Source organism: Henriciella sp. AS95 (assembly GCF_038900055.1).
Taxonomy (GTDB): Bacteria; Pseudomonadota; Alphaproteobacteria; order Caulobacterales; family Hyphomonadaceae; genus Henriciella.
The window spans coordinates 3724469-3744693 of record NZ_JBBMQM010000001.1; the positions used below are offsets into that span (position 1 = coordinate 3724469).

The 20225-nt window shown below is 59.7% G+C and carries 23 protein-coding genes; 15 read left to right on the forward strand and 8 right to left on the reverse strand.

What is annotated here, in order from left to right; translation table 11 throughout:
• Positions 1 to 48: 48 nt before the first annotated feature.
• Genes WNY37_RS18040 through WNY37_RS18055 form a run of 4 tightly spaced genes read left to right on the forward strand, consistent with a single transcriptional unit; the run spans position 49 to position 4931 of the window.
• Complete coding sequence (locus tag WNY37_RS18040; RefSeq protein WP_342974796.1) at positions 49 to 1353, forward strand: flagellar hook-basal body complex protein; 1305 nt, start codon at positions 49 to 51, stop codon at positions 1351 to 1353.
• 30 nt (positions 1354 to 1383) lie between these two features.
• Entirely contained in the window at positions 1384 to 2832 is a 1449-nt protein-coding gene (flgK, locus tag WNY37_RS18045) for a flagellar hook-associated protein FlgK (protein ID WP_342974797.1), read from the forward strand.
• A 1-nt stretch (position 2833) separates the two neighbouring features.
• A complete protein-coding gene (locus WNY37_RS18050) occupies positions 2834 to 3814 on the forward strand; it encodes a flagellin (protein WP_342974798.1) in 981 nt (326 codons plus the stop codon).
• Between the two features lie 4 nt (positions 3815 to 3818).
• The gene (locus tag WNY37_RS18055) at positions 3819 to 4931 is read left to right on the forward strand and encodes a flagellar basal body P-ring protein FlgI (RefSeq protein ID WP_342974799.1); all 1113 of its coding nucleotides are present in this window, start codon (positions 3819 to 3821) and stop codon (positions 4929 to 4931) included.
• A 76-nt stretch (positions 4932 to 5007) separates the two neighbouring features.
• Here the strand turns inward: WNY37_RS18055 and WNY37_RS18060 are convergent, their stop codons facing one another.
• From WNY37_RS18060 to fliF, 5 genes are read right to left on the reverse strand one after another with little or no spacing between them, the layout of a single operon-like run.
• Positions 5008 to 6123: a FliG C-terminal domain-containing protein gene (locus tag WNY37_RS18060; protein WP_342974800.1), complete on the reverse strand. Its 1116-nt coding sequence runs from the start codon at positions 6121 to 6123 to the stop codon at positions 5008 to 5010.
• A complete protein-coding gene (gene fliP, locus WNY37_RS18065) occupies positions 6120 to 6908 on the reverse strand; it encodes a flagellar type III secretion system pore protein FliP (RefSeq protein ID WP_342974801.1) in 789 nt (262 codons plus the stop codon). Before fliP ends, WNY37_RS18060 begins: the two co-directional genes overlap by 4 nt.
• Positions 6889 to 7215, reverse strand: a complete 327-nt coding sequence (locus WNY37_RS18070) for a FliM/FliN family flagellar motor switch protein (protein ID WP_342974802.1) — start codon at positions 7213 to 7215, stop codon at positions 6889 to 6891. Before WNY37_RS18070 ends, fliP begins: the two co-directional genes overlap by 20 nt.
• A complete protein-coding gene (locus WNY37_RS18075; RefSeq protein ID WP_342974803.1) occupies positions 7215 to 7781 on the reverse strand; it encodes a hypothetical protein in 567 nt (188 codons plus the stop codon). The genes WNY37_RS18070 and WNY37_RS18075 overlap by 1 nt, the downstream gene beginning before the upstream one ends.
• Entirely contained in the window at positions 7774 to 9297 is a 1524-nt protein-coding gene (gene fliF, locus WNY37_RS18080; protein WP_342974804.1) for a flagellar basal-body MS-ring/collar protein FliF, read from the reverse strand. Before fliF ends, WNY37_RS18075 begins: the two co-directional genes overlap by 8 nt.
• Before the next feature lie 132 nt (positions 9298 to 9429).
• Between fliF and WNY37_RS18085 the strand changes: the two genes are divergently transcribed.
• The 10 genes from WNY37_RS18085 (at position 9430) to WNY37_RS18130 (ending at position 16597) form a co-directional block, all read left to right on the forward strand.
• A complete protein-coding gene (locus tag WNY37_RS18085; protein ID WP_342974805.1) occupies positions 9430 to 9933 on the forward strand; it encodes a flagellar basal body-associated FliL family protein in 504 nt (167 codons plus the stop codon).
• Positions 9930 to 10436, forward strand: coding sequence for a DUF6468 domain-containing protein (locus WNY37_RS18090; RefSeq protein WP_342974806.1), 507 nt, complete (start codon positions 9930 to 9932; stop codon positions 10434 to 10436). The genes WNY37_RS18085 and WNY37_RS18090 overlap by 4 nt, the downstream gene beginning before the upstream one ends.
• Positions 10437 to 10438: 2 nt before the next feature.
• Positions 10439 to 11065: a hypothetical protein gene (locus tag WNY37_RS18095; protein ID WP_342974807.1), complete on the forward strand. Its 627-nt coding sequence runs from the start codon at positions 10439 to 10441 to the stop codon at positions 11063 to 11065.
• An 81-nt stretch (positions 11066 to 11146) separates the two neighbouring features.
• Positions 11147 to 11761, forward strand: a complete 615-nt coding sequence (locus WNY37_RS18100) for a ribonuclease D (RefSeq protein WP_342974808.1) — start codon at positions 11147 to 11149, stop codon at positions 11759 to 11761.
• Between the two features lie 93 nt (positions 11762 to 11854).
• Positions 11855 to 12559, forward strand: a complete 705-nt coding sequence (gene lptC / locus WNY37_RS18105) for an LPS export ABC transporter periplasmic protein LptC (RefSeq protein WP_342974809.1) — start codon at positions 11855 to 11857, stop codon at positions 12557 to 12559.
• Positions 12549 to 13067: an LptA/OstA family protein gene (locus tag WNY37_RS18110; RefSeq protein WP_342974810.1), complete on the forward strand. Its 519-nt coding sequence runs from the start codon at positions 12549 to 12551 to the stop codon at positions 13065 to 13067. Before lptC ends, WNY37_RS18110 begins: the two co-directional genes overlap by 11 nt.
• Positions 13068 to 13154: 87 nt before the next feature.
• Entirely contained in the window at positions 13155 to 13889 is a 735-nt protein-coding gene (gene lptB / locus WNY37_RS18115) for an LPS export ABC transporter ATP-binding protein (RefSeq protein ID WP_342974811.1), read from the forward strand.
• A 5-nt stretch (positions 13890 to 13894) separates the two neighbouring features.
• Complete coding sequence (gene rpoN / locus WNY37_RS18120; RefSeq protein ID WP_342974812.1) at positions 13895 to 15406, forward strand: RNA polymerase factor sigma-54; 1512 nt, start codon at positions 13895 to 13897, stop codon at positions 15404 to 15406.
• A gap of 107 nt (positions 15407 to 15513) precedes the next feature.
• Complete coding sequence (gene raiA, locus WNY37_RS18125) at positions 15514 to 16107, forward strand: ribosome-associated translation inhibitor RaiA (protein WP_342974813.1); 594 nt, start codon at positions 15514 to 15516, stop codon at positions 16105 to 16107.
• A 16-nt stretch (positions 16108 to 16123) separates the two neighbouring features.
• Entirely contained in the window at positions 16124 to 16597 is a 474-nt protein-coding gene (locus tag WNY37_RS18130; RefSeq protein WP_342974814.1) for a PTS sugar transporter subunit IIA, read from the forward strand.
• An 80-nt stretch (positions 16598 to 16677) separates the two neighbouring features.
• Here the strand turns inward: WNY37_RS18130 and WNY37_RS18135 are convergent, their stop codons facing one another.
• Positions 16678 to 17727: an alpha/beta hydrolase gene (locus tag WNY37_RS18135; RefSeq protein WP_342974815.1), complete on the reverse strand. Its 1050-nt coding sequence runs from the start codon at positions 17725 to 17727 to the stop codon at positions 16678 to 16680.
• 68 nt (positions 17728 to 17795) lie between these two features.
• A complete protein-coding gene (locus WNY37_RS18140; protein ID WP_342974816.1) occupies positions 17796 to 18536 on the reverse strand; it encodes a HesA/MoeB/ThiF family protein in 741 nt (246 codons plus the stop codon).
• A 41-nt stretch (positions 18537 to 18577) separates the two neighbouring features.
• Here WNY37_RS18140 and WNY37_RS18145 point away from each other — a divergent pair, with 41 nt between their 5' ends.
• Complete coding sequence (locus WNY37_RS18145) at positions 18578 to 19927, forward strand: AAA family ATPase (RefSeq protein WP_342974817.1); 1350 nt, start codon at positions 18578 to 18580, stop codon at positions 19925 to 19927.
• Here WNY37_RS18145 and WNY37_RS18150 read toward each other — a convergent pair.
• Positions 19924 to 20166, reverse strand: coding sequence for a hypothetical protein (locus WNY37_RS18150; RefSeq protein WP_342974818.1), 243 nt, complete (start codon positions 20164 to 20166; stop codon positions 19924 to 19926). The two genes, WNY37_RS18145 and WNY37_RS18150, sit on opposite strands and share 4 nt — an antisense overlap.
• Positions 20167 to 20225 lie beyond the last annotated feature (59 nt).

Genomic DNA, 20225 nt, shown 5'->3' on the forward strand with positions numbered 1-20225 from the left:
TAAGGAATCGACTCCACTTTCAGAGAAATCTGACAAAGGAGTTGTCCAGTGACTATATCATCATCCCTGAATGCAGGTGTGATGGGGTTGAATTCCAACGCCACCCGCCTGTCTACCATTTCCGACAATATCGCGAACTCATCGACCTACGGCTACAAACGTAGCCAGGTGGAGTTTGCCAGCATGGTCCTCGAGCAGAAGACGGCTGCCTATTCCGCTGGCGGCGTTCGCGTCAGCACCTTCAAGGATATTTCGGCAACGGGATCGCTGATCTCCACTGGCAACGCCACGGACATGGCCGTGGGAGGCCGCGGCCTGCTTCCGGTCACTGACGGTTCCGGCATCAATGAGCTCTCCTCCGAGCGCGAGCTGATGCTGACCCCAACCGGCTCCTTCTACGCCGACTCAAACGGCAACCTCCGCACACAGAGCGGTCTCTTCCTCCTCGGCTTCCCGGCGGATGGCGATGGCCAGGTCGGCAATGTCAGCCGCAATAGCGGCATCAGCCTCGAGCCGGTAAACATCTCCGCGTCGCAATACACAGCATCGCCCACCGAACAGATCGATCTCGGTATCAACCTGCCTGTTGATGCCACCGAGTTCGATGCGCCCGGCGATGTGTACCCGCTGCCAATCGAATATTTCGACAATCTTGGCCGCGCCCACACGCTGACACTGGAGTTCTCTCCTGTGGTCCCTGGATCCGGCTACTCCAATAACTGGACCGTCGAAATCTTTGATAGCGCGGGCAATCCTGCAACGTCGATCGGCGACCTGAACATCAACTTCGATGACAGCACGACGAATGGCGGACGGATTGATACGGTCTCGGCCACAAACGGTGCCACCTATAGCGAAACCACTGGCCAGGTCACACTGAACCTGCCGCATGGAAACGTGGACGTGTTCATCGGCCGCCCTGGCGACAGCGCAGGCATCACGCAGCTTTCGGCACCCTTCTCGCCGACCGCTGTGACCAAGGACGGTGCTCCAATCGGCGATCTTCAGTCGGTTGAGATTGACGAATCCGGCTTCCTGCAGGCGATTTACAATACGGGATTCCGCCGGACGCTGTATCAGATCCCGGTTGGTGACGTCCCGAACGTCAACGGCCTCAAGGCGCTCGACAGCCAAGCTTACTCGGTCTCCGCCGATAGCGGCAATCTCTATCTCTGGGATGCTGGTACGGGGCCGGTTGGATCGGTTTCAGGCTACTCGCTGATGGAGTCCACCACGGACATCGCATCCGAGCTCACCGATCTCATTGAGACCCAGCGTGCTTATTCCTCGAACGCAAAAATCGTCCAGACCGTGGACGAGATGCTTCAGGAAACCACGAACCTCAAACGGTAATAAGCGGCCAGCTGAAAGGGCCTCAATTCCTTGAGCCTATCTCACGCCATCAATTCAGCGCGAACCGGCCTTCAGACAACCAGTCTGAGGGCCGATATCGCGGCTACGAATGTCGCCAACGCATCAACGCCGGGCTATGTCCGGCGTTCTGTCCTTCTGGGCGAAACCCTGGCTGGCGGGTCCACCGCCGGCGCTCATGTCAGCGGTATCGCCCGCTCCGCAGATTCCGCGCTGACCAATCAGCGCATGTCGCTTTCAAGCGATCTCGCACAAGCCAGCGTCATGTCATCGACCTGGGGCGCCCTGTCGGCGCGCCTCGGCGATTCCACGGATGGTATTGGTCTGTTCAGCCTCCTCTCAGACTTTGAATCGGCGCTTTCGACAGCCGCCACATCGCCTGAGTCCCCCGCCAGTGCAGCGGCCGTCATTGACGCGGCAAACGCCATTTCGCGGGAATTCAACGATCTTTCCTTTTACGTCCAGAACCAGCGCGCCGAGGCCGATCTTGAAATCGCCAACGGCGTTCAGACGGTGAATGAGGCGATCAACCGGGTCCATACCCTCAATGTGAAACTTGGCTCGGTTGACCGCAGCTCGTCCGAAGCAGCAGCGCTGATGGATGAACGCCAGCGCGCCATCGACACGATTGCGGAATATTTGCCCGTCGAAGCCGCCGATCGCCCGAACGGCGCGGTTGATCTTGTGACCCGGGAAGGCGTTTACCTGCTCGCCGGGACACCGCGTGAGATCGAATTCTCACCATCCAGCGCGTTTGGGGCCAACCAGACGATCACCGGCGGACAATTGTCGGGAATGACCGTGGACGGCGTTGAGCTGACGCCTGGTGCCTCGACCTATTCTGCTGTCTCCAGCGGCTTGTTCAGCGCGCTTTTCACCCTGCGCGACAACGACCTGCCGAAAGTCTCGGCGCAACTCGATACGGTGGCGAACGATCTCATCACGCGGCTGTCCGACGATGCCATTGATCCGACCAAGACACCCGGCGAATTCGGCCTCTTCGTTGACGCGAACCCTGCCGGCGGCGCGGGCATTGCCGGGCGCATCCGGGTCAACCCGCTTGTTGATCCGTCGCAGGGCGGCGAGATTTCCCGACTGCGAGATGGTCTCGGAGCGGTCACGACAGGCCCGACCGGCGACAACACGATCCTGTCAGCGCTGTATGAGGCGACGACGGCCACGAACGCGATCAACGCCAACGGTCTTCAGGGCATGTTTTCGGTGGCAGACCTTGCCGCCGACCTTGCCTCCCAGACGGGCCGGTCGCGGATCAGCAAGGAAACCATCCTGACGTCCACATCTGCCCAGCACACGATCATGATGAACGCTGAAATGTCGAAAACGGGCGTCGATATCGATGATCAGATGCAGCAGCTTTTGTTGATCGAGCAGGCCTATGCCGCAAACGCCCGGGTGATCGAAGCCGCCAACCAGATGATCCAGCGACTGATGGAGCTCTGATATGATCCGTAACACCCTTCCGATGAGCCTGATGATCGGCAATCTCCAACAGAATGTCACCGATTTGAAGGCGCGCATGCAGAGCGTCTCGACCGAAGCGGTCACCGGCCGCGTGAGCGATGTGACAAAGCATCTGAACGGGCGGATTGGCAGCGCCATGCTGGGCCAGAAAGCCCTTGATGACCTGGCCACCGAGAAGAGCCAGTTGCATCTGCGCGCCAGCCGGCTGGACGTCGTGCAGAACAGCCTGGAAAAGATCCAGTCGGGCATGGATGGCCTGTCAGCCCGGATGCTCGATGCGGTCGGTTTTTCCAGCGAAGTCGACCTGGTGAATGTCACGAGGGATGCAGAACTGGAACTTGGCAATATGCTGTCGCGGCTGAATGCGCGCCATGGCGAGCGTTATCTCTTTGCTGGCGACGCAACTTCTACCCCGCCCTTTGCTGGCGCCGACCAGCTGATCGCAGATATTGAAGCCCTCGCAGGCGCCGCCACCGATGCGGCAGACTTCGAAGCACAGCTCGACGCCTATTTCACCGATCCGGCCGGCGGCTGGCAGCAGACGATTTACCGGGGAACGGCAACGGCTTCGGACAGCGAGGCAAAAACCGCGATCGACCCGGCGATTACCGAACTTGCCCGAGGACTTGCCGTGATGGCGATCAGCGGGCCGGGCGGCGCGATTGACGCGATCCCCGATGCCGACACAGCTCGCATGACTGCGGCAAACACGCTGGCAGCGGGTCAGACGGCGCTTACCAATATGCGTGCCGACGTCGGTATCGATCAGCGGCGCCTGAGCGACCGGCTGAGCGACCTCGACCGCGAAAAGACCATTCTTACAGAAACCTTCAACCAGATGACCGCGCGGGACCAGTATGACGCTGCGGCCGAGCTGAAAGTGCTCGAGGCCAATCTTGAGACCTCGTATGCGCTGACCGCCCGGCTCTCCAATCTCTCGCTCATGAATTTCCTGAGGTAGTCCGATGAAAACGTTCGCATGGCTGATCGCCCTCGCAAGTCTCGTCATCACGACGCTTCCGGCCCCTGCCGCAGACGCGCAGACCCGGATTCGTGATGTCGTGGACGTGGAAGGCGTGCGCCAGAATGACCTTATCGGATACGGTATTGTGGTCGGCCTCAATGGCACCGGCGATACGGTTCGCAATTCGCCATTTACCGAGGATTCCCTGACGTACATGCTCGAACGTCTCGGTGTGAACGTACAGGGCGAGGATATCAAACCGGACAATGTGGCCGCCGTTCTCGTGACAGCAACGCTGCCGGCATTTGCGCGCAACGGCTCATCGCTGGACGTCTCTGTGGCATCGATTGGTGATGCCGAGAGCCTCGAAGGGGGTACGCTGATCCTCACGCCCCTGAAGGGCGCAGACAATGAAGTGTATGCCGTGGCGCAGGGCAGCATTGTCGTCTCCGGCATCGATGTTCAGGCCCAGGGTGCCCGCGAACGGCGCGGGACGCCGACAACGGGCGCTATCCCGAATGGTGCGCGCGTCGAGCGCGAGATTGGCTATGACTTCAATCAGCGCCAGTCCCTGACGCTTGCCCTTCGTGACCCGGATTTCACGACGGCGGCCCGCATCGAAGACACCATCAATGAGGCCTTCGGCGCGCCTGTCGCTTATATGCGCGACCCGGGCACGGTGGACCTCGACCTGCGGGCCTTCGACAGCTCACCGGCGCGGGTGCTGGCCAATATCGAGAACCTCCCCATCGCGGTGGCCGTTCCGGCCCGCATCGTCATCGATGAGCAATCGGGAACGATCGTGCTTGGCGAGGATGTGACCATTTCGAAAGTCGCGATCGCGCAGGGCAATATCTCTATCAAGGTGGTTGAGACGCCCGTCGTGTCGCAGCCCAATCCCTTCTCCGACGGCGAGTCGATTGTCCTGCCGCGCTCACAGATCTCAATTGGCCAGACAGGCAGCAACAATATCGCGACGCTCAACTCGAATGTGACACTGTCGCAGCTGATTGCAGGGCTCAACGCGCTCGGGGTGAGCCCTCAGGAAATGGCCGACATCATCCGCACGATGAAAACAGCCGGCGCGATCCACGCCGACCTGATCGTGCGGTAGGACCGCAAACATCTTTCGGAAATCATGATTGCGGCGAGGGTAAAACCTCGCCGCTTTCTTGTTACGCCTTGGCTTATCAGGCCTTGGCGGCGGATTTTTCCATGGTGATGGCGCCGCGGCGCTTCAGGGACATGAGCGCTGTCAGGAATTCGCGCTGGCATGTCTCTGCGTCTTCAACCGGTTTGCGGTTCGGGTCTGCGACAGCGTCACGGAACTGGTCGGCCAGGCGCGAGGAAATATTGCTGAGGAGATAGTCCGCGACAGGCTGCAGCGGGCCGGTCAATGTCGACAGGACCGGCACAACGCCATCCTCGCCAAGCTCGCGAAACACGACCGGCACCGAATTTCGAGGCAGCATGTCCGGCAGGCCTTCAATCGTGAACAGCACTTTCTCAATGCTCTCAAGTTTGCCTTCATGCTGGCTTTTCAGAAAGGCCAGCAGGCGCTCACGCTTGGCGCCGGGGATGAGGCTCAGGATTTCGCCGACCGCCTCCAAATTGCTATCGGTGCCCTCTTCCTCATTACCCTCATCGGTGTTGAGGAATTCAAGCTCGATCATCCGTGCGATGACGGCATCGATTTCAGGATCAGGCCGCTCGACATCGACGAGGAAACCGATGGTCGGATCGAGTGTCTCGTCTGACAGGTTGCTGACGACCTCTGAAGCGATGGAAACGTCGAGCTTGCGCAGGATAAGCGCGGCAATGTTTGGCGTCAGGCCGTCGAGATATCCGGCAATGGCGACCGGGTCCTTCTGCTCGAGCCGCCCCCAAACATCGCTGTCATCGACGACTGGCGCTTCTTCGTAGGCCAAAGACGAGCCGCCACCGAACACCTGGTCCAGACGGTTTTCGTCCAGCAGGGTCTCAACGATCTCACGGGCGCGTGCCTTGCCGCCCCGAAAGGCGCCGCTCGATTGGCGCAGGTGCTGCAGGAAATCCATGACGATCTCTGCAAGCTCATCGCGCTCAAGATACTGAACCGTTTCCAGCCCCGCCGCGATGCGGGCCATGGCGGTGTCATCGAGCTTTTCGACAATTGGCTTGGCGGCCGCCTCGCCAAGCACGGCGATGATTACCGCAGCGCGCTGCGACGGTGAAATGGAGTTGACCACCGCCGACTGGCTGGCCGCGCGTGGCTTGAGCCGCGCGACATTGTTGGAGGCGGGTTGTTTGGAAACGCTACTACTCATCCGGCATATCCTCTGATGAGGGCTTCTGTGATTTTCAGCCATCCATCAGCCAGCACGAAGAAGCCGACCTTGAATGGCAGTGAGACGACTGTGGGCGGCACCATCATCATGCCGACCGCCATAAGGACGGAGGCGACGACGAGGTCGATCACGAGGAATGGCAGGAAGATCACAAAGCCGATCTGGAAGGCCTGTTTGATCTCCGACAGCATGAAGGCGGTCGACAGCAGGGAAAAGGATGGCTCTTCACCGTCGAGGACTGGGCGGTTCAGCGCATCACCGAGGACCGGAACGGTTTCAGGGTCGACCCGCAGGCTCATGAATTCGCGGAACGGCTCGGTTGTGCCCGTCCACGCGGCCTGTTCATCGATCGTGCCTTGCGTGTAAGGCCCAAGACCATTGGCCCAGGCCTCCGTGAAAGTGGGCTCCATGATGAAGAAGGTGAGGAACATGGCGAGCGCCATGATCATCATGTTTGGCGGCGCCTGCTGAACGCCAAGCGCCTGGCGCACAAAGGAAAAGACGATCACCATGAAGGGCAGACAGGTGACCATCATGGCAAGGCCTGGCACCAGGCTCAGCACCGTCACCGTCAGGAAAAGGATAATGACGGAGCCGCTGAGGCCGCCGCCTTCGCCCTGCTGGCCTAGCAGTCCATTTAGAGCGTTGCCGGCTGCATCAGCTGGCGCATCCTGCGCGGACGCTGCGAGACCGAGCACAAGGGCAAGGACAAGCAGGCAGGCCCAGCGCAGGTAGTTCGCATGGCTATGAGCCAGTCGCGTCATCGGCATCTTCCGCGATTTCGGTGATTTTGACACCGATACCGCCGTCTTCCGTTTCGATCAGTTCGCCCTTGGCGATGAGCCTGTCGTCAACCATCAGGCTGACCGGATCTTCAATCTTGGTGTTCAGCGCCACGATCGATTCAGGCGCGAGCTGAAGCACTTCCGTTACGCTCATGCGGCGCTCACCGATCGAAACGGTCAGCGTCACCGGCACACCATAAATGGCGCGGCGGAACTTGTTCTCCGCCGACGGGTCGCGGCGTTCAACCGCGTCAGGACTGGCTTGTGCGGGTTCCGGATTAGCCATCAGGATGTAGCTCCCATTGCTGCATGCGTTGTGTCGATGTGTTCGAGGCAGGATTCAAGCAGGCTGTCGAAATCAAAGCTCAGGCCGCCCGATTTCCAGGAGACGTCGACCCGGTCACCCTTCGGCGACGGCTCGGATTTTAGTGAGCAGACACTGGCGAGGCGCTCGGATTTCTTGACGACAGCCTGAAGCCGCTCGGCGAGGTCTGGCTCGGCGGTGATCACGACTTCCACCGCGCTTGGCGGAATGAACTTCTCCAGATGCAGCGCGATCTCATCGGCCAGGAAACGTTTGGACAACTCCGGGAACAGGCGAGACGCCATGGCCACGATGGTCTCGTTTGTCTGGCGACGGGCCTCCGCCTCGACGGCGGTAATCTTGTCGGCAAGCGAGTTCAGCGTGGCCTCGACCGCCGTTACCTGACGCTCGAAACTTGCTTCCTTGGCCTGCAATTCCTGCGCGAGGGTTTCAGCCTCCCGCGCATTGCGGGTCAGCAGCCGACCGGATGGCTGGCCTTCGGCGAGGCCATCAAAGCTCGGCAGGTTGGCAAAGATGGTGTCACTCATTCACCGCCCCCTTCATATCTTCTTCCAGCCATGACTGGAGAAGCGCGGCGGTGTCATCCTGACGCTCTCGCGTATAGTCGGAGAGGTAGTTGAACGGGTCGGCCTGGGCCGGTCCGCCAATGGCAAGCGTCTCGTTTCCTGCGCCAGCCTGCATGGCGACAGGCTGGGCGGGTTTGGGGTTCAGCATCGGGCGCACAACGCCAAGCGCCAGCACGATAATGACGATGCCGAGCAGAACCGCCTGAAGCCCGGACCAGAAATAGTTCGAGATGAGGTTTTCCATCATGCTCGGCGCGGTCACCAGTTCCTGCGCCGGGGCAAGCTGGAACGGCATCAGTTCAACGGTGAGGGAATCGCCGCGCGTTTCGTCCAGGCCTGCGCCCGTCAGGATGAGGTTTTCAAAGTTCGAGATGACCTGCTGAGAGGCCGCTTCGATGTCGCCGGTGCCGTCGGTGATGCCAAGCGCGTCGCGGTTCAGCAGGACCGCCACGGAAATGCGCTGGATTTCGCCCGGCAGCATTTCGACTTCGGTGCGCTTCTCGTTGAACTCATAGGCGACACTTTCGGTCGAGTTCTTCATCGTGCTCGAATTGCCAGCCCCTTCGCCGGTTGACTGTGGCAGATTGCTGGACGCCGTGATCGCACCGCCATTCTGCGCCGAATTGGTCTCGCTAACATCATTGCTGGTCCGGCTACGAATGACGCGGGACTGCGGATCGATCGTCTTTTCCGAGATCATCTGGCGCTGACGGTTAACGTCGACACTCACAGAAACACGTGCATTGCCGGGGCCAACGCGGGCTTCGAGCAGACGCATGATTTTCTGTTCAAGCGCCATCGACTCGGAGTTTGCGACGACCGACGGCATTTCCATCTTGTCGACATTCGGACCGGCGAGCATGCCCTTTTCAGGGTCGATGACCGCGACGTCTTCGGCATTCATCCCGGAAATGGCGAGCGACACCATGTACTGGATCGCTTCGGCCTGGTCGGCGGTCAGGTCATGCGTCGTGGTCAGGGTGACCGATGCAGTCTGCGCCGGCGAAGAGCGCGAGAAACCGGAGCGCAGATTTGCGCCGATGTGGACGCGGGCAGCCGAAACGCCGGGCACCGCCAGAATGGTCCGCGTCAGCTCGCCTTCCTTGGCGCGCCAGTAGGCGGCATTGTACATCTCCGACGTGACGGAAAATCCGTTGACGTCGTCGAGCAGTTCATAGCCCTGAACAGACTGTTCGGGCAGGCCCTGACGGGCAAGGTCAAAGCGCACTTCATCACGCTTGCTCTGCGGAATGAAAATCGCTTCACCGCGAATTTCGTAATCGATGCCGCGCTTGTCGAGTTCGTCGATAATCTCGCCAGCATGGGTCGGCTGGAGGCCGGAATAAAGCAGCGCCTTGGGCTCGGTCATGGCGCCGCGCACCAGAAAGTTCATGGTGAAGATCACAGCGAGGACGGCAACGCCCAGCGCAATCTGCCGCCCGAGCGACAGCGACTTCAGATTATCCAAAAACTTCATGGTTAACGATGGCCCCGCACAAATCACCCCTCGCTGGGAATGATTAATTTTTCAGCCGAAATTGTTAACGCTTCCTTTACTGGGAAGTTACTAAAGCAGCAGGGAGGATGCAGTTACTGTAATGAGGGGCTGATGGCGGAGGAAACCGCAGCAGACGACAAGGCGCCAGAGCCGAAATCCGGCGGAAACATTGTGAATTGGGCGATTCTGGCCGTGGTTTCGGCTGCCTGCTCATTCGCCGTGGTTTTCTTCATGGCGCCGAGCGTTACAGCCGAATCACCTGTCTGCACGGTGGCCACGAACGGCACGCCGCAAGCGACCCCTCTGGCGACTGGCGACCAGGAATATGTCGAGCTTGAAGAACTGCTCGTCACGATTGGCAATGAGCCGGCCACGCGGTTCGTCAAGATCAACACGTCCATCGTCACCCCGAAGGGCAATGGCGATACGATCCGCAAAGCAGAGCCAATGCTCGCCGATGCCTTCATCACTTATTTGCGCTCTGTCGAACTGAGCGACTTTGAAACAGCCGGCTTTTATCCACGCATGCGTGAACAGCTTGGCCGGCGCGCCGAACTGGTCCTTGGTGGGGACGTGTCCAAAGGTGTCCTGATTACGGAATTTCTATTGAGATGATTGAACAGCTCGCCATACAGCCGACCGACATCGCCCTGTTTCTGGTGTCCTTCGCGGCCTGCGCCTACTGCATCATCCTCAGCCGCCGGCTGAAGGCGCTGCAGAATACGCGCGACGGCCTTGGCGCGACCATCATGGCCATGAACAAGTCGGTTGCGGCTGTCTCATCGGCGACAAGAGAGACGCGCGCGCAGGCTGGCGAACTCAGCGAGCGGCTGACCCAGATCATGCACGACGCCGAAAAGTCCTGTGAGCGTCTCAGCAAGCTTCAGGCTTCGATCGATGCATCCGGGGGTACGCTCGGCCGGCAGGCGGATGCGGTGAAAGCGGAAGTCACATCCGAACTGAAGATGCTGCTGCAACGCTCACGCGCAGAGATGCGCGAAATGAAGCAACTGCTGCAGGACATCAAGATCCAGAAGAGCCGGTTGTCGGCCAGCGAACGCGATGCTGAGTTCCTTTTCGAAGATGACATCATGCCCGCATCTGGCGGGAGGAGGTAAAAGTGGCTGGCGCTGGAACCCGCACGCATGTCCTGATTACGCTTGGCGCGCTCTTCACCATTGGCGGGCTGACCCGGGTGTTGCCCAGTACGCTGGCCTCCGCCGAAGAGACAGTTGAGGAGCATGCCTCAGACGCTGACGTCCATGGCGAGACCGTGGCGGCCGCTTATTCTCTGTCAGATGACGACGCAGCCAGCGATGACAGAATCTGCCTGACGGGCACGGCAGCCGAAGCGCTGGCGAGCGACCAGGAAGCCCTGAAAGCGCGCGCCGACGCGCTGCAGGAACAGGAGTTTGCACTGCGCACGCGGTCACAGGAGCTCGAGCGCCAGGCCGCCGAGCTTGCAGCGCTGAAAACGACGATTGATGATCGCTGGAAATCGATGGCGACGAGCGCCGATGGTGACATCGAGCACCTGGCGCAAATGTACTCAGCGATGAAACCGGATCAGGCTGCCGGGATCTTTAACCAGATGGACCCTGGCTTTGCCGCAGGCTTCCTGCGGTTGATGCCGTCCGACCAGGCGGGCCTTATCCTTGCCGGGATGAATACCGACAAGGCCTATGTTGTCAGTGTGAAACTCGCCAGCAAGAATGGTGACATCCGCTCGGCCTCAACGCCGCAATAAACCAGCAATCATTGCATGAAGCGGCGAAACTGTTGCACGGCGACAATTGCGTATTAACGCCAACGCGGTATGCCCGATTGCATGAACAATATTACTCTGCATAAGGGCGACCTGCCCGCCGGTGTCCAGTTTGGCGACGAGATCGCCGTCGACACCGAAGCCATGGGGCTCAACCTTCAACGCGACGCCCTGTGTGTTGTGCAACTCTCGGCCGGTGATGGCACCGCGCATGTCATTCAGCTCGACCGGTCATTCGATTGCCCGAACCTGAAGGCGTTGATGGCCGATACGTCGAAGCTGAAAATCTTTCACTTCGCGCGTTTCGACGTCGCGATGATGAAGCATTGGCTGGGCATTGATTGCGCGCCGATCTGGTGCACCAAGATCGCCTCGAAACTGTGCCGCACCTATACTGATCGTCACGGCCTCAAGGACGTTTCGCGCGAGATTGCCGGGGCCGATATGTCGAAAGCCCAGCAATCCTCCGACTGGGGCGCACCGGACCTGACCGACGCGCAGCTGCAATATTGCGCCAATGACGTCCTTTATCTGCACGAGATCAAATCAGGCCTGGAGACAATGCTGAAACGCGAAGGCCGCATGGAGCTGGCACAAGCCTGTTTTGATTTTCTTCCCGTTCGCGCCGAACTCGACCTTGAAGGCTGGCCGGAAACCGACATCTTCGCACATAGCTGACCGGGCGCGGAACGCGCATCTGGTTCACCTGAAAGTCATGCAGTGTGCGCTATCAAATAGCCGCAATCTGTCTATAAATTCAAAAGCATGGACGTGACCGCCGACACCGAGAAAGCCCTCAGCCTTTGGGAGCCCAAGCGTCAAGTGACGCTGGAGCAGGCGCGCCGCCGCTCATCTATGGTTGCGATCATGCGGCTTGCTTTTACGGCCTGCGCCGCGATCGCTGCCGGTATCATGATCGGCCACCTTGCCGCGAATGCTGTGACAAGCTCAGCCGGCTCGATCGAAAAACTGTCGGGCGACGAAGTTGTGACCATGGTCAATCCGCGCTTCACCGGGCGCGATGTCGCTGGCCGCTCATTCGTAATCACAGCGAGCACAGCGCAAAGACGGCGCGGCGGCGGTGACCAGATCGATCTCTCAAGCCCCAAAATGGTCAGCGAGGATGGCACCGTGGTGACGGCGCCGGCGGGCCTCTACAATCAGGACGACCAGACCCTGGCGCTTTACGAGGATGTCCGCCTCGTCAATGCGAAGGGGTATGAGTTCAACTCCACATCTGCGAAGATGTTTGTTGAAGAAGGACGCGTCGAAGGCATTGACCCGCTCAACGGAACAGGGCCTCTTGGCGATGTTCGATCAGACACGTATGAGGTCATCGATGAGGGGGATCGGGTGCTGCTGAGCGGCCGGGTGGAGATGACCATCTTCCCGGGAGGACGCGAAACAGCGGACGAAACAACAGAAACCAGTCCCGGCAGCGATGCCAGTGATGAGGAGCGTGGTGGTGAAGAATAGAGTATTTGCGGCAATGGCCGCCTTGACGGTCGTTGCAGCACCGGCCGCAATCGCCCAGGTCTCCGGCGAAGGTGGCCCGATCAAGGTCAATGCCGACAAGAGCGAGGTGCTGGAGAAGCAACGCAAAGTCGTGCTGATCGACAATGTGGATATCATGCAGGGCACAGCGCGCCTTCGCGCCAATCGTGTGACGATCAATTATGCCGGGTCGGGCGAAACCCAGACCAATGGCCTGACAGGCTTCGGCGACATCGAGTCCATGGAAGCTGTCGGCGAAGTTTTCTATGTCACGCCGGATCTCAAAGCCACTGGCACCAAGGGCATCTACAATGCCGCCTCCGATACCATCACGCTGACCGGCGACGTTGTTCTCATCCGCGGTGAAGACGTCGCGACCGGCCAGAGACTGGTTATGAATCTCGAAGAAGGCCGCACGGTACTTGATGGCGGGTCCGGTCAGGTCCAGATGAATATTAATCCGAACCAACCGGATAATGCTTCAAATTAAGCAGGCCGGTCTAAACGGATATTAAGTCTATTGCCTTAGCTCTCATGGCGGGCGGCGCACAACGCGCAATATGGGAGGACCACAGGAATGACGGATTCGGCCAGCGGCCTTATTGTGACCGGGCTCGCCAAGTCTTTTGGCAAGCGTCAGGTCGTGAAAGACGTCTCCCTGTCTCTCCAGCGCGGTGAAGTGGTGGGTCTGCTCGGTCCGAACGGGGCCGGCAAGACGACCTGCTTTTACATGATTATGGGCCTGATTGGCGCGGATGCCGGATCGATTTCGATCGACGGTGCAGACGTGACCCATCTTCCCATGTACCAGCGTGCCCGCCTGGGTGTCGGCTATCTTCCTCAGGAAGCCTCGATCTTTCGAGGCATGAGCGTGGAAGAGAATATTCTTTCCGTCGTCGAACTTGTCGAAAAGGACAAGACGGCGCGGCTGGCTGAAGTCGATGCCCTTCTGGACGAGCTGCACATCACGCACCTGCGCAAGCAGTCTGCAACGTCTCTTTCCGGCGGTGAACGCCGCCGTGTGGAGATTGCCCGTGCCCTCGCATCCAGACCGAGTTTCATGCTTCTGGACGAACCGTTTACCGGTATCGACCCCCTCGCCGTGTCGGATATTTCCGATCTGGTTGGTTATCTGAAACAGCGCGGCCTAGGCGTGCTGATCACGGACCACCAGGTGCGCGAGACGCTCCAGATCGTTGACAGGGCATCCATCATTTATGATGGCGGCACGCTTTTCGAAGGCGCGCCACAGGAAGTGCTCGCCAACGAGGATGTGCGGCGGGTCTATCTGGGCGAACGGTTTGCTGCGTAACGGTTATGGCCATTTCACAACGCCTCGATATGCGCCAGGGCCAGTCCCTGGTGATGACCCCTCAGTTGCAGCAAGCGATCAAGCTGCTGCAGCTCTCGAATATTGAACTTGCCGAATTCGTCGAAGCCGAGATCGAGCGCAATCCGCTGCTCGAGCGCGGCGAAGCCGGAGACCGCGAAGAATATTCTCCAGAAGAAATTGAGCCAAAGTCCAAACGCGAGGAACTGACCCTCGACGATTCGTCCGCGCTGAACGAAGCGCGCGATGCCATGGATGCATCAAAAGACGATCTTTATGAAAGCGGCACCAATTCCGACAGCGGCCAGACAGCCAATGAACTGTCAGGCCCGTCTGCCAAGACCGACTGGTCGCAAGCCGGCAGTGGCGGAAGCTTTTCGGGCGACGATTATGATTTCGAAGGCTCGCTGACCTCTGAAAAGTCGCTGCAGGAGCACCTTCATGACCAGCTGAAAATGTCGGGCCTGTCCCAGGCTGACCAGCTGATCGGGTCACGCCTGGTCGATGAGACCGATGATGCCGGCTATTGCAAGATCGAGCTTGAAGAAGTCGCAGCTGTGCTTGGCGCCGATCCGGCGAATGTCGAGGCTGTCCTGACCGTCTGCCAGGGGTTCGAACCGACCGGCGTCATGGCCCGCACCGTCGAAGAATGTCTCGCCTTGCAGCTGAAAGAGCGCGATCGGTACGACCCGGCCATGCAGGCCTTGCTCGAAAACCTGGATCTCGTCGCGAAGGTCGACATCAAGGGCCTCTGTGAGGTTTGCGGCGTCGACAAGGAAGACATCGCCGACATGATGGCAGAGCTTCGAACACTGACACCGCGTCCCGGCGGTGCGTTTTCGAGCGGGCCGTCGATTGCCGTTGCGCCAGATGTCTTCGTGCGCGAGATGCCAAACGGCATGTTTGCCGTCGAACTCAATTCCGACACGCTGCCGAAAGTGTTGATGGACAAGGCGTATTATGCCGAAGTCTCTACCCTTCCGATGCGCGAAAAGGAAAAGGAATTCATCACTGATTGCGCGCAGAACGCATCATGGCTGATCAAATCTCTCGACCAGCGCGCGCGTACGATCCTGAAGGTCGCCAGCGAGATTGTCCGCCAGCAGGACGCTTTCTTCGCGCACGGCGTGGCACATTTGCGTCCACTGAACCTGAAGCAGGTGGCCGACGCGATCGAGATGCACGAATCAACCGTAAGCCGGGTCACCTCGAACAAATATATGGGGACGCCCCGCGGCCTGTTTGAACTCAAATATTTCTTTTCTGCCTCGATTCCAGGGACGGGCGGCGGCGAAGCACACTCCGCCGAGGCAGTACGCTACCGGATCAAGCAGCTGGTCGATGATGAGGGTGACAAGGTTCTGTCGGACGATCAGATCGTCGAAATTCTCACCGAATTCGGTATCGAGATCGCGCGGCGGACTGTCGCAAAATATCGCGAAAGCCTCGGGATTCCGTCGAGTGTGCAGCGTCGGCGGAAATTGAGAGCCAGCGCATAGGCCCTGCTGACAGGCGATTGACTCCCTGAGCTGTGATTTTTAGGACGCCGCGGTCTCGCTTTCCGTAATCGGGGCGTTATAGTGGTCACTCGTAGACGGAGAGTTCCGTGCAGATACAAATTGCAGGACGGAAAATGGACCTCGGCGATGCGCTGCGTAGCCGCATCGAGACGGGTCTTGAGGCTGCGGTCACCAAATATTTCGACCGCGATTTTGATGGTCATGTCACCGTCAGCCCGAATGGGCATGAGACGGAAATTGACTGTAACATTCACCTGCCTTCCGGCATCATCCTTCAGTCTTCCGGCAAGGCGAGCGATCCTTATGTCGCGCTCGAAGAAGCCCTCGGCAAGATCGAGAAGCGCGTGCGCCGGTACAAGCGCCGGCTGAAGGACCACCACAAGAATGGCCGGGACCCGTTCCCGAGCGAGCCAGCCTCGGCGTTCGTGCTGAAAAGCTCTGGCGAGGACGAAGCGGGCGAAGACACGGGTGAAGATGGTGAAGCGCCCGTAATTGTAGCAGAATCTGCCTCACAAATTCGCACAATGACGGTCTCTGAGGCGGTTCTCCAACTCGAACTTGCTGATTCACCAGCCCTTATGTTTCGCAATGCTAAACACGCAGGGCTGAATATGGTCTACCGACGACCGGACGGAAATATAGGCTGGGTCGACCCGGCAATCGATAGCAAAACCTCCTGAAGAAACCTGGCGAGCAATGGCAACTGATCTGACGAGCCTTCTTGGGGAAGGCGTAATCCTTGATCCTGTGTCAGCGGAGACGCGCAAACAGGCCCTCACCACTCTGGCGTCCGCCCTGGCGGAACGCACGGGTCTTGATGCGCGCGATATCTTTGACGCCGTCATGGAACGCGAACGGCTCGGCTCAACCGGGGTCGGAGAAGGCGTCGCAATCCCCCATGCACGGATCGAGAAACTGCCGCATCCGATCGGTGGCTTCGTCCGCCTGCAGAGCGGCGTGGATTTCGACGCTGTCGATGACCGTCCCTGCGACCTCATCTTCATGCTGATTGCGCCGGTCGGGTCCGGCGCCGACCATTTGCGGGCGCTCGCACAAGTCAGCCGGACATTGCGCCAGCCTGATCTTCGCGAAGCCCTGCGCAAAGCTGACAGCGCCGTGAAGATGCGCGCGATCCTCTGCCCGGAAGCGGCCAACGCTTCGGCGGCCTGAGGGGGCACCCCTTATTCAAATTAAATGATGCTCTGCCTGCGCAGCCAGATAGCTGAGACAGGCAGCGTTGCGCAAGACACCTAGCGCTGGCGCGCCCCGCCGCCCGCTCCGAGGTCCGCGGCGTCTTCGGCGGTCGCTTCCGACTCGCCCTCAACAAATTCCGGTGTCAGCGAAGAGACCTGGCGATCGAGGAAGGCGAGCACGTCGCTTGCGCTTTCTTCCGCCCGCTCTTCCTGTGGCAGGTGGCCGGTGCCCGGATAGGTGATCAGCACCGATTTTGCGATCGCTTCGTCGAACCGTCGCGCGTGAGAAACAGGGATCACCTTATCGTCCTCTCCCCACAGGATCAGGGTTGGTACGGAGATCGCGGCGAGCTGCTCTCTCGTGGCCGTCTGGCTGGCGGGCGCGTCTGCAGACAGCTGCAAGAGCGCCGCGCGGTGGCCCGGGGCGCGAGAAAAGGCGCTGTAGCGGTCGACCATTTCCGGCGTGACCAGGGTGCGATCTGTAAAGCTGTCTTTCAGGCCGTCCTCGATCAGACGCGACACATCGAGGTCCTTGATCAAGGCTCGAACCAGAGAGAAGCGCAAGAGTTTGAAAACCAGGGGCGCGGACTTCTTGTCTTCGGCAGACATTGGCCAGCCGGACGCATCGACGAGAACAAGCGCATCGACCCGATCAGGATGCGCGAGGGCGACGTTCCACGCGACGCCGCCGCCCATGGATGATCCGGCAATGGCGAACGTTTCGAGGCCGAGCTCATCGGCAAGCGCGCTTACGGTGTCCACATAGTATTCGCGGCTGACCTTGTCCGTGTCGGGCACCCGCGAGAGGCCATGGCCTGGAAGATCGACGGCAATGACCCTGTAAGTGTCATCAAGCCTGGCCTGCCAGTGTGACCAGGTGTGAGCCGAAGACGCAAAGCCGTGCAGCAGGATGACGACCGGCGCATCGCGCGGACCGGCATCGGTAAAATGGATCTTCGCGTCTTCGACGGTTTCGAAATTCGACGTTGGCAGCGCGTATGCTGTTTCAAGCGTGTCGTAGGAAATATCCGGTCGCCTCAGGGCCAACCAGCCGGCCGCCAGGATGGCGACAATCGAGAGCAAAATCGCAGCCAGTTTACGCAACATGTATCCTCACCTCGAACGCCACCCTGTGTCGTAAAAACGTCAATCGCCGGGCAAGTCAAAGAAAAGTTTCAGCCCCCGCAGACGGGACAATCCGTGTCCGGATTAAGTTTGACGGTACGGGAAATTCCGCCCAGCCCATCAATGATGCCAATCTGGCCGATCAGCGGCCGGCCGGCCCCTGTGATCAGCTTCAGCGTCTCCAGCGCCATGTGCGATGCAACGATGCCGGTGACCGGTCCAACAACGCCTGCATCTTCGCAGGCTTCAGCATCTGGCGGCGTTTCAGGGACAAAACACTGATAGCAGGGCGCGCCCGGCTGAACGCCGGATGCAAAGACGGAGATCTGCCCCGACCATCGCGTCGCGGCGCCTGAAACAAGGTAGCGGCCAAGCGCATGCGCGGCGCGGTTCAGCACGAATCGCGTCTCGAAATTGTCAGTGGCGTCAATGAGGATGGAGCCAGCGAGTTTGTAAGCCTCGCTCCAGCGCTGCTGTCTTTCAAGCACGCGGACATCTGGCGCGGCCGCCTTCAGGCGCTGGGCGAGGCGCGCGACCTTGGACTGGCCGATGTCTTCTTCGGTGAACTGCACCTGCCGCTGGAGGTTGGAGCGGTCGACGACGTCATTGTCCCAGATCTCGATCTCGCCGACACCGGCAGCTGCCAGATACATCGCGCAAGGGCCGCCGAGCGCCCCTGCCCCGATAATTGAAATGCGCGCATCGAGGAGCTTCTGGACGCCGGGCCCGCCAATCTCCTTCAGGAGAATGTGGCGCTTGTGGCGCTCGAGCTGCTGCGGTGTCAAAGCCATGCTGTGGCTTAGCAGGGCGGATGCGGCTAAGGCTACAGACAATGAGTGACTCGCCAACGACCAAAGTTCCCGACACCGTCTATGCCGCGCCCGCAAACTGGGTCGCGAATGGCGCTGGTGCGCAGGGCAATCTGTTCCTGACAGGACGCGCCGGGACCGGTAAAACCACGATGCTGCGCCGCTTTCTGGCCGAAGCGGGCGAGAATACGGTGGTGCTCGCCCCGACGGGTGTTGCGGCCATGAATGCGGGTGGGCAGACTATCCACTCCTTCTTCAAATTCCCGCCGCGCCTGATTGAGCCGACCGACGTCAAACGTCTGCGCGGTGTGCGCCTGATCAAGGCGATCGAGACGATGATCATCGACGAGATATCGATGGTCCGCTCGGACATGCTTGATGCGATCGACAAGAGCCTGCAGCTCAATCGCGGCTCCAAACGGCCTTTCGGCGGTGTGCGGATGATCCTGTCTGGCGACCTGCACCAGCTGCCGCCTGTGGCGCGCGGGCCGGAGGCGGAAATCCTGCATGAGCGATATGGCGGGCACTATTTCTTCAATGCGCCCGGCTTCAAGGATGCCGAATTTGCCCTGCTCGCGCTGAAACATGTCTTCCGGCAGGAAGACCCGCGCTTCCTCGCCCTGCTTGGCGCGATGCGGCAGGGACGGCTGCTGCCGACCGATGAAAGGCTGCTGCAGTCTGTCGTGTCGTCCCGAAGCGCCGTGGAGGCAAGCGAGACGCATGTCGTGCTGACGCCGAACAATGCCAACGCCTTTCGCATCAACCAGGCACGGCTCGAAGAGCTTCCGGGCAAGCCGCATTCCCTGGCCGCCAAGATTCAGGGCACGTTCGACGAGAAGTCCTATCCAACCGAAGCCGACCTTGAGCTGAAGGAAGGCGCACGGGTGATGCTGATCAAGAATGATCCGGAGGGGCGTTGGGTGAACGGATCCCTGGCGACGGTCGACAGCTTCAAGGGTGACAATGTGCGGGTCGAACTGGACGGCCACATCTATGAGATTGAGCCAGCGGCGTGGGAAAAATACAAATACGAGCTCGACCCGGAGACGAAAAAGGTCTCGCGTGAGGTCGTGGGGACATTCAAGCAGGTGCCGTTGAGGCTCGCCTACGCGGTCACGATACACAAGGCGCAGGGCCTGACGCTCGACAAGGTGTTCATTGACTTTGACCGGGGCATGTTCGCGCACGGGCAGGCTTATGTGGCCTTCTCGCGGGCGCGGTCTCTGGAGGGCCTGGAGATATCACGTGCGCTGCGGCCGCGTGACCTCGTCATGGATCGTAATGCTTTCGCTTTTGGCAAGCTTGAGACGATCGAAGAAAACGACGCTTACCTGCTCGCGAAATTCGCGAAGGATGAAACGCAGCTTCTCTAGGCGAGGCGGCGGATTTCGTCGCGCAGGTGCTGGTCCTTGTCGGTCGCGATGGTTTCCAGGACACGAACGCGTTCAGTCAGCCGTTCGACATCCTTGCGGAGGCGAAAGAGCTCTTCCTCACTAGCAGCGTCGTCTGTGCTGTTCGCTTTCATCTTCAGATAGTTGTTGACCACGCCTGCGCCCACACAAATCAGGACGATGAGAACGATCATCGAAAACGGATTGCTGATATCGAACATTGGACCCTCGGCTAGTTATTTATCGTAATTCGATAATAGGTGCATTCAGGCCGCAATTC

What these genes read in the sequence shown, in the direction of transcription:
- WNY37_RS18050 (WP_342974798.1), top strand. Translation starts at nt 2,834, where the DNA reads ATGATCCGTAACACCCTTCCGATGAGCCTGATGATCGGCAATCTCCAA.
- WNY37_RS18055 (WP_342974799.1), top strand. Translation starts at nt 3,819, where the DNA reads ATGAAAACGTTCGCATGGCTGATCGCCCTCGCAAGTCTCGTCATCACG.
- WNY37_RS18060 (WP_342974800.1), bottom strand. Translation starts at nt 6,123, where the DNA reads ATGAGTAGTAGCGTTTCCAAACAACCCGCCTCCAACAATGTCGCGCGG.
- fliP (WP_342974801.1), bottom strand. Translation starts at nt 6,908, where the DNA reads ATGACGCGACTGGCTCATAGCCATGCGAACTACCTGCGCTGGGCCTGC.
- WNY37_RS18070 (WP_342974802.1), bottom strand. Translation starts at nt 7,215, where the DNA reads ATGGCTAATCCGGAACCCGCACAAGCCAGTCCTGACGCGGTTGAACGC.
- WNY37_RS18075 (WP_342974803.1), bottom strand. Translation starts at nt 7,781, where the DNA reads ATGAGTGACACCATCTTTGCCAACCTGCCGAGCTTTGATGGCCTCGCC.
- fliF (WP_342974804.1), bottom strand. Translation starts at nt 9,297, where the DNA reads ATGAAGTTTTTGGATAATCTGAAGTCGCTGTCGCTCGGGCGGCAGATT.
- WNY37_RS18085 (WP_342974805.1), top strand. Translation starts at nt 9,430, where the DNA reads ATGGCGGAGGAAACCGCAGCAGACGACAAGGCGCCAGAGCCGAAATCC.
- WNY37_RS18090 (WP_342974806.1), top strand. Translation starts at nt 9,930, where the DNA reads ATGATTGAACAGCTCGCCATACAGCCGACCGACATCGCCCTGTTTCTG.
- WNY37_RS18100 (WP_342974808.1), top strand. Translation starts at nt 11,147, where the DNA reads ATGAACAATATTACTCTGCATAAGGGCGACCTGCCCGCCGGTGTCCAG.
- lptB (WP_342974811.1), top strand. Translation starts at nt 13,155, where the DNA reads ATGACGGATTCGGCCAGCGGCCTTATTGTGACCGGGCTCGCCAAGTCT.
- rpoN (WP_342974812.1), top strand. Translation starts at nt 13,895, where the DNA reads ATGGCCATTTCACAACGCCTCGATATGCGCCAGGGCCAGTCCCTGGTG.
- WNY37_RS18130 (WP_342974814.1), top strand. Translation starts at nt 16,124, where the DNA reads ATGGCAACTGATCTGACGAGCCTTCTTGGGGAAGGCGTAATCCTTGAT.
- WNY37_RS18135 (WP_342974815.1), bottom strand. Translation starts at nt 17,727, where the DNA reads ATGTTGCGTAAACTGGCTGCGATTTTGCTCTCGATTGTCGCCATCCTG.
- WNY37_RS18140 (WP_342974816.1), bottom strand. Translation starts at nt 18,536, where the DNA reads ATGGCTTTGACACCGCAGCAGCTCGAGCGCCACAAGCGCCACATTCTC.
- WNY37_RS18145 (WP_342974817.1), top strand. Translation starts at nt 18,578, where the DNA reads ATGAGTGACTCGCCAACGACCAAAGTTCCCGACACCGTCTATGCCGCG.
- WNY37_RS18150 (WP_342974818.1), bottom strand. Translation starts at nt 20,166, where the DNA reads ATGTTCGATATCAGCAATCCGTTTTCGATGATCGTTCTCATCGTCCTG.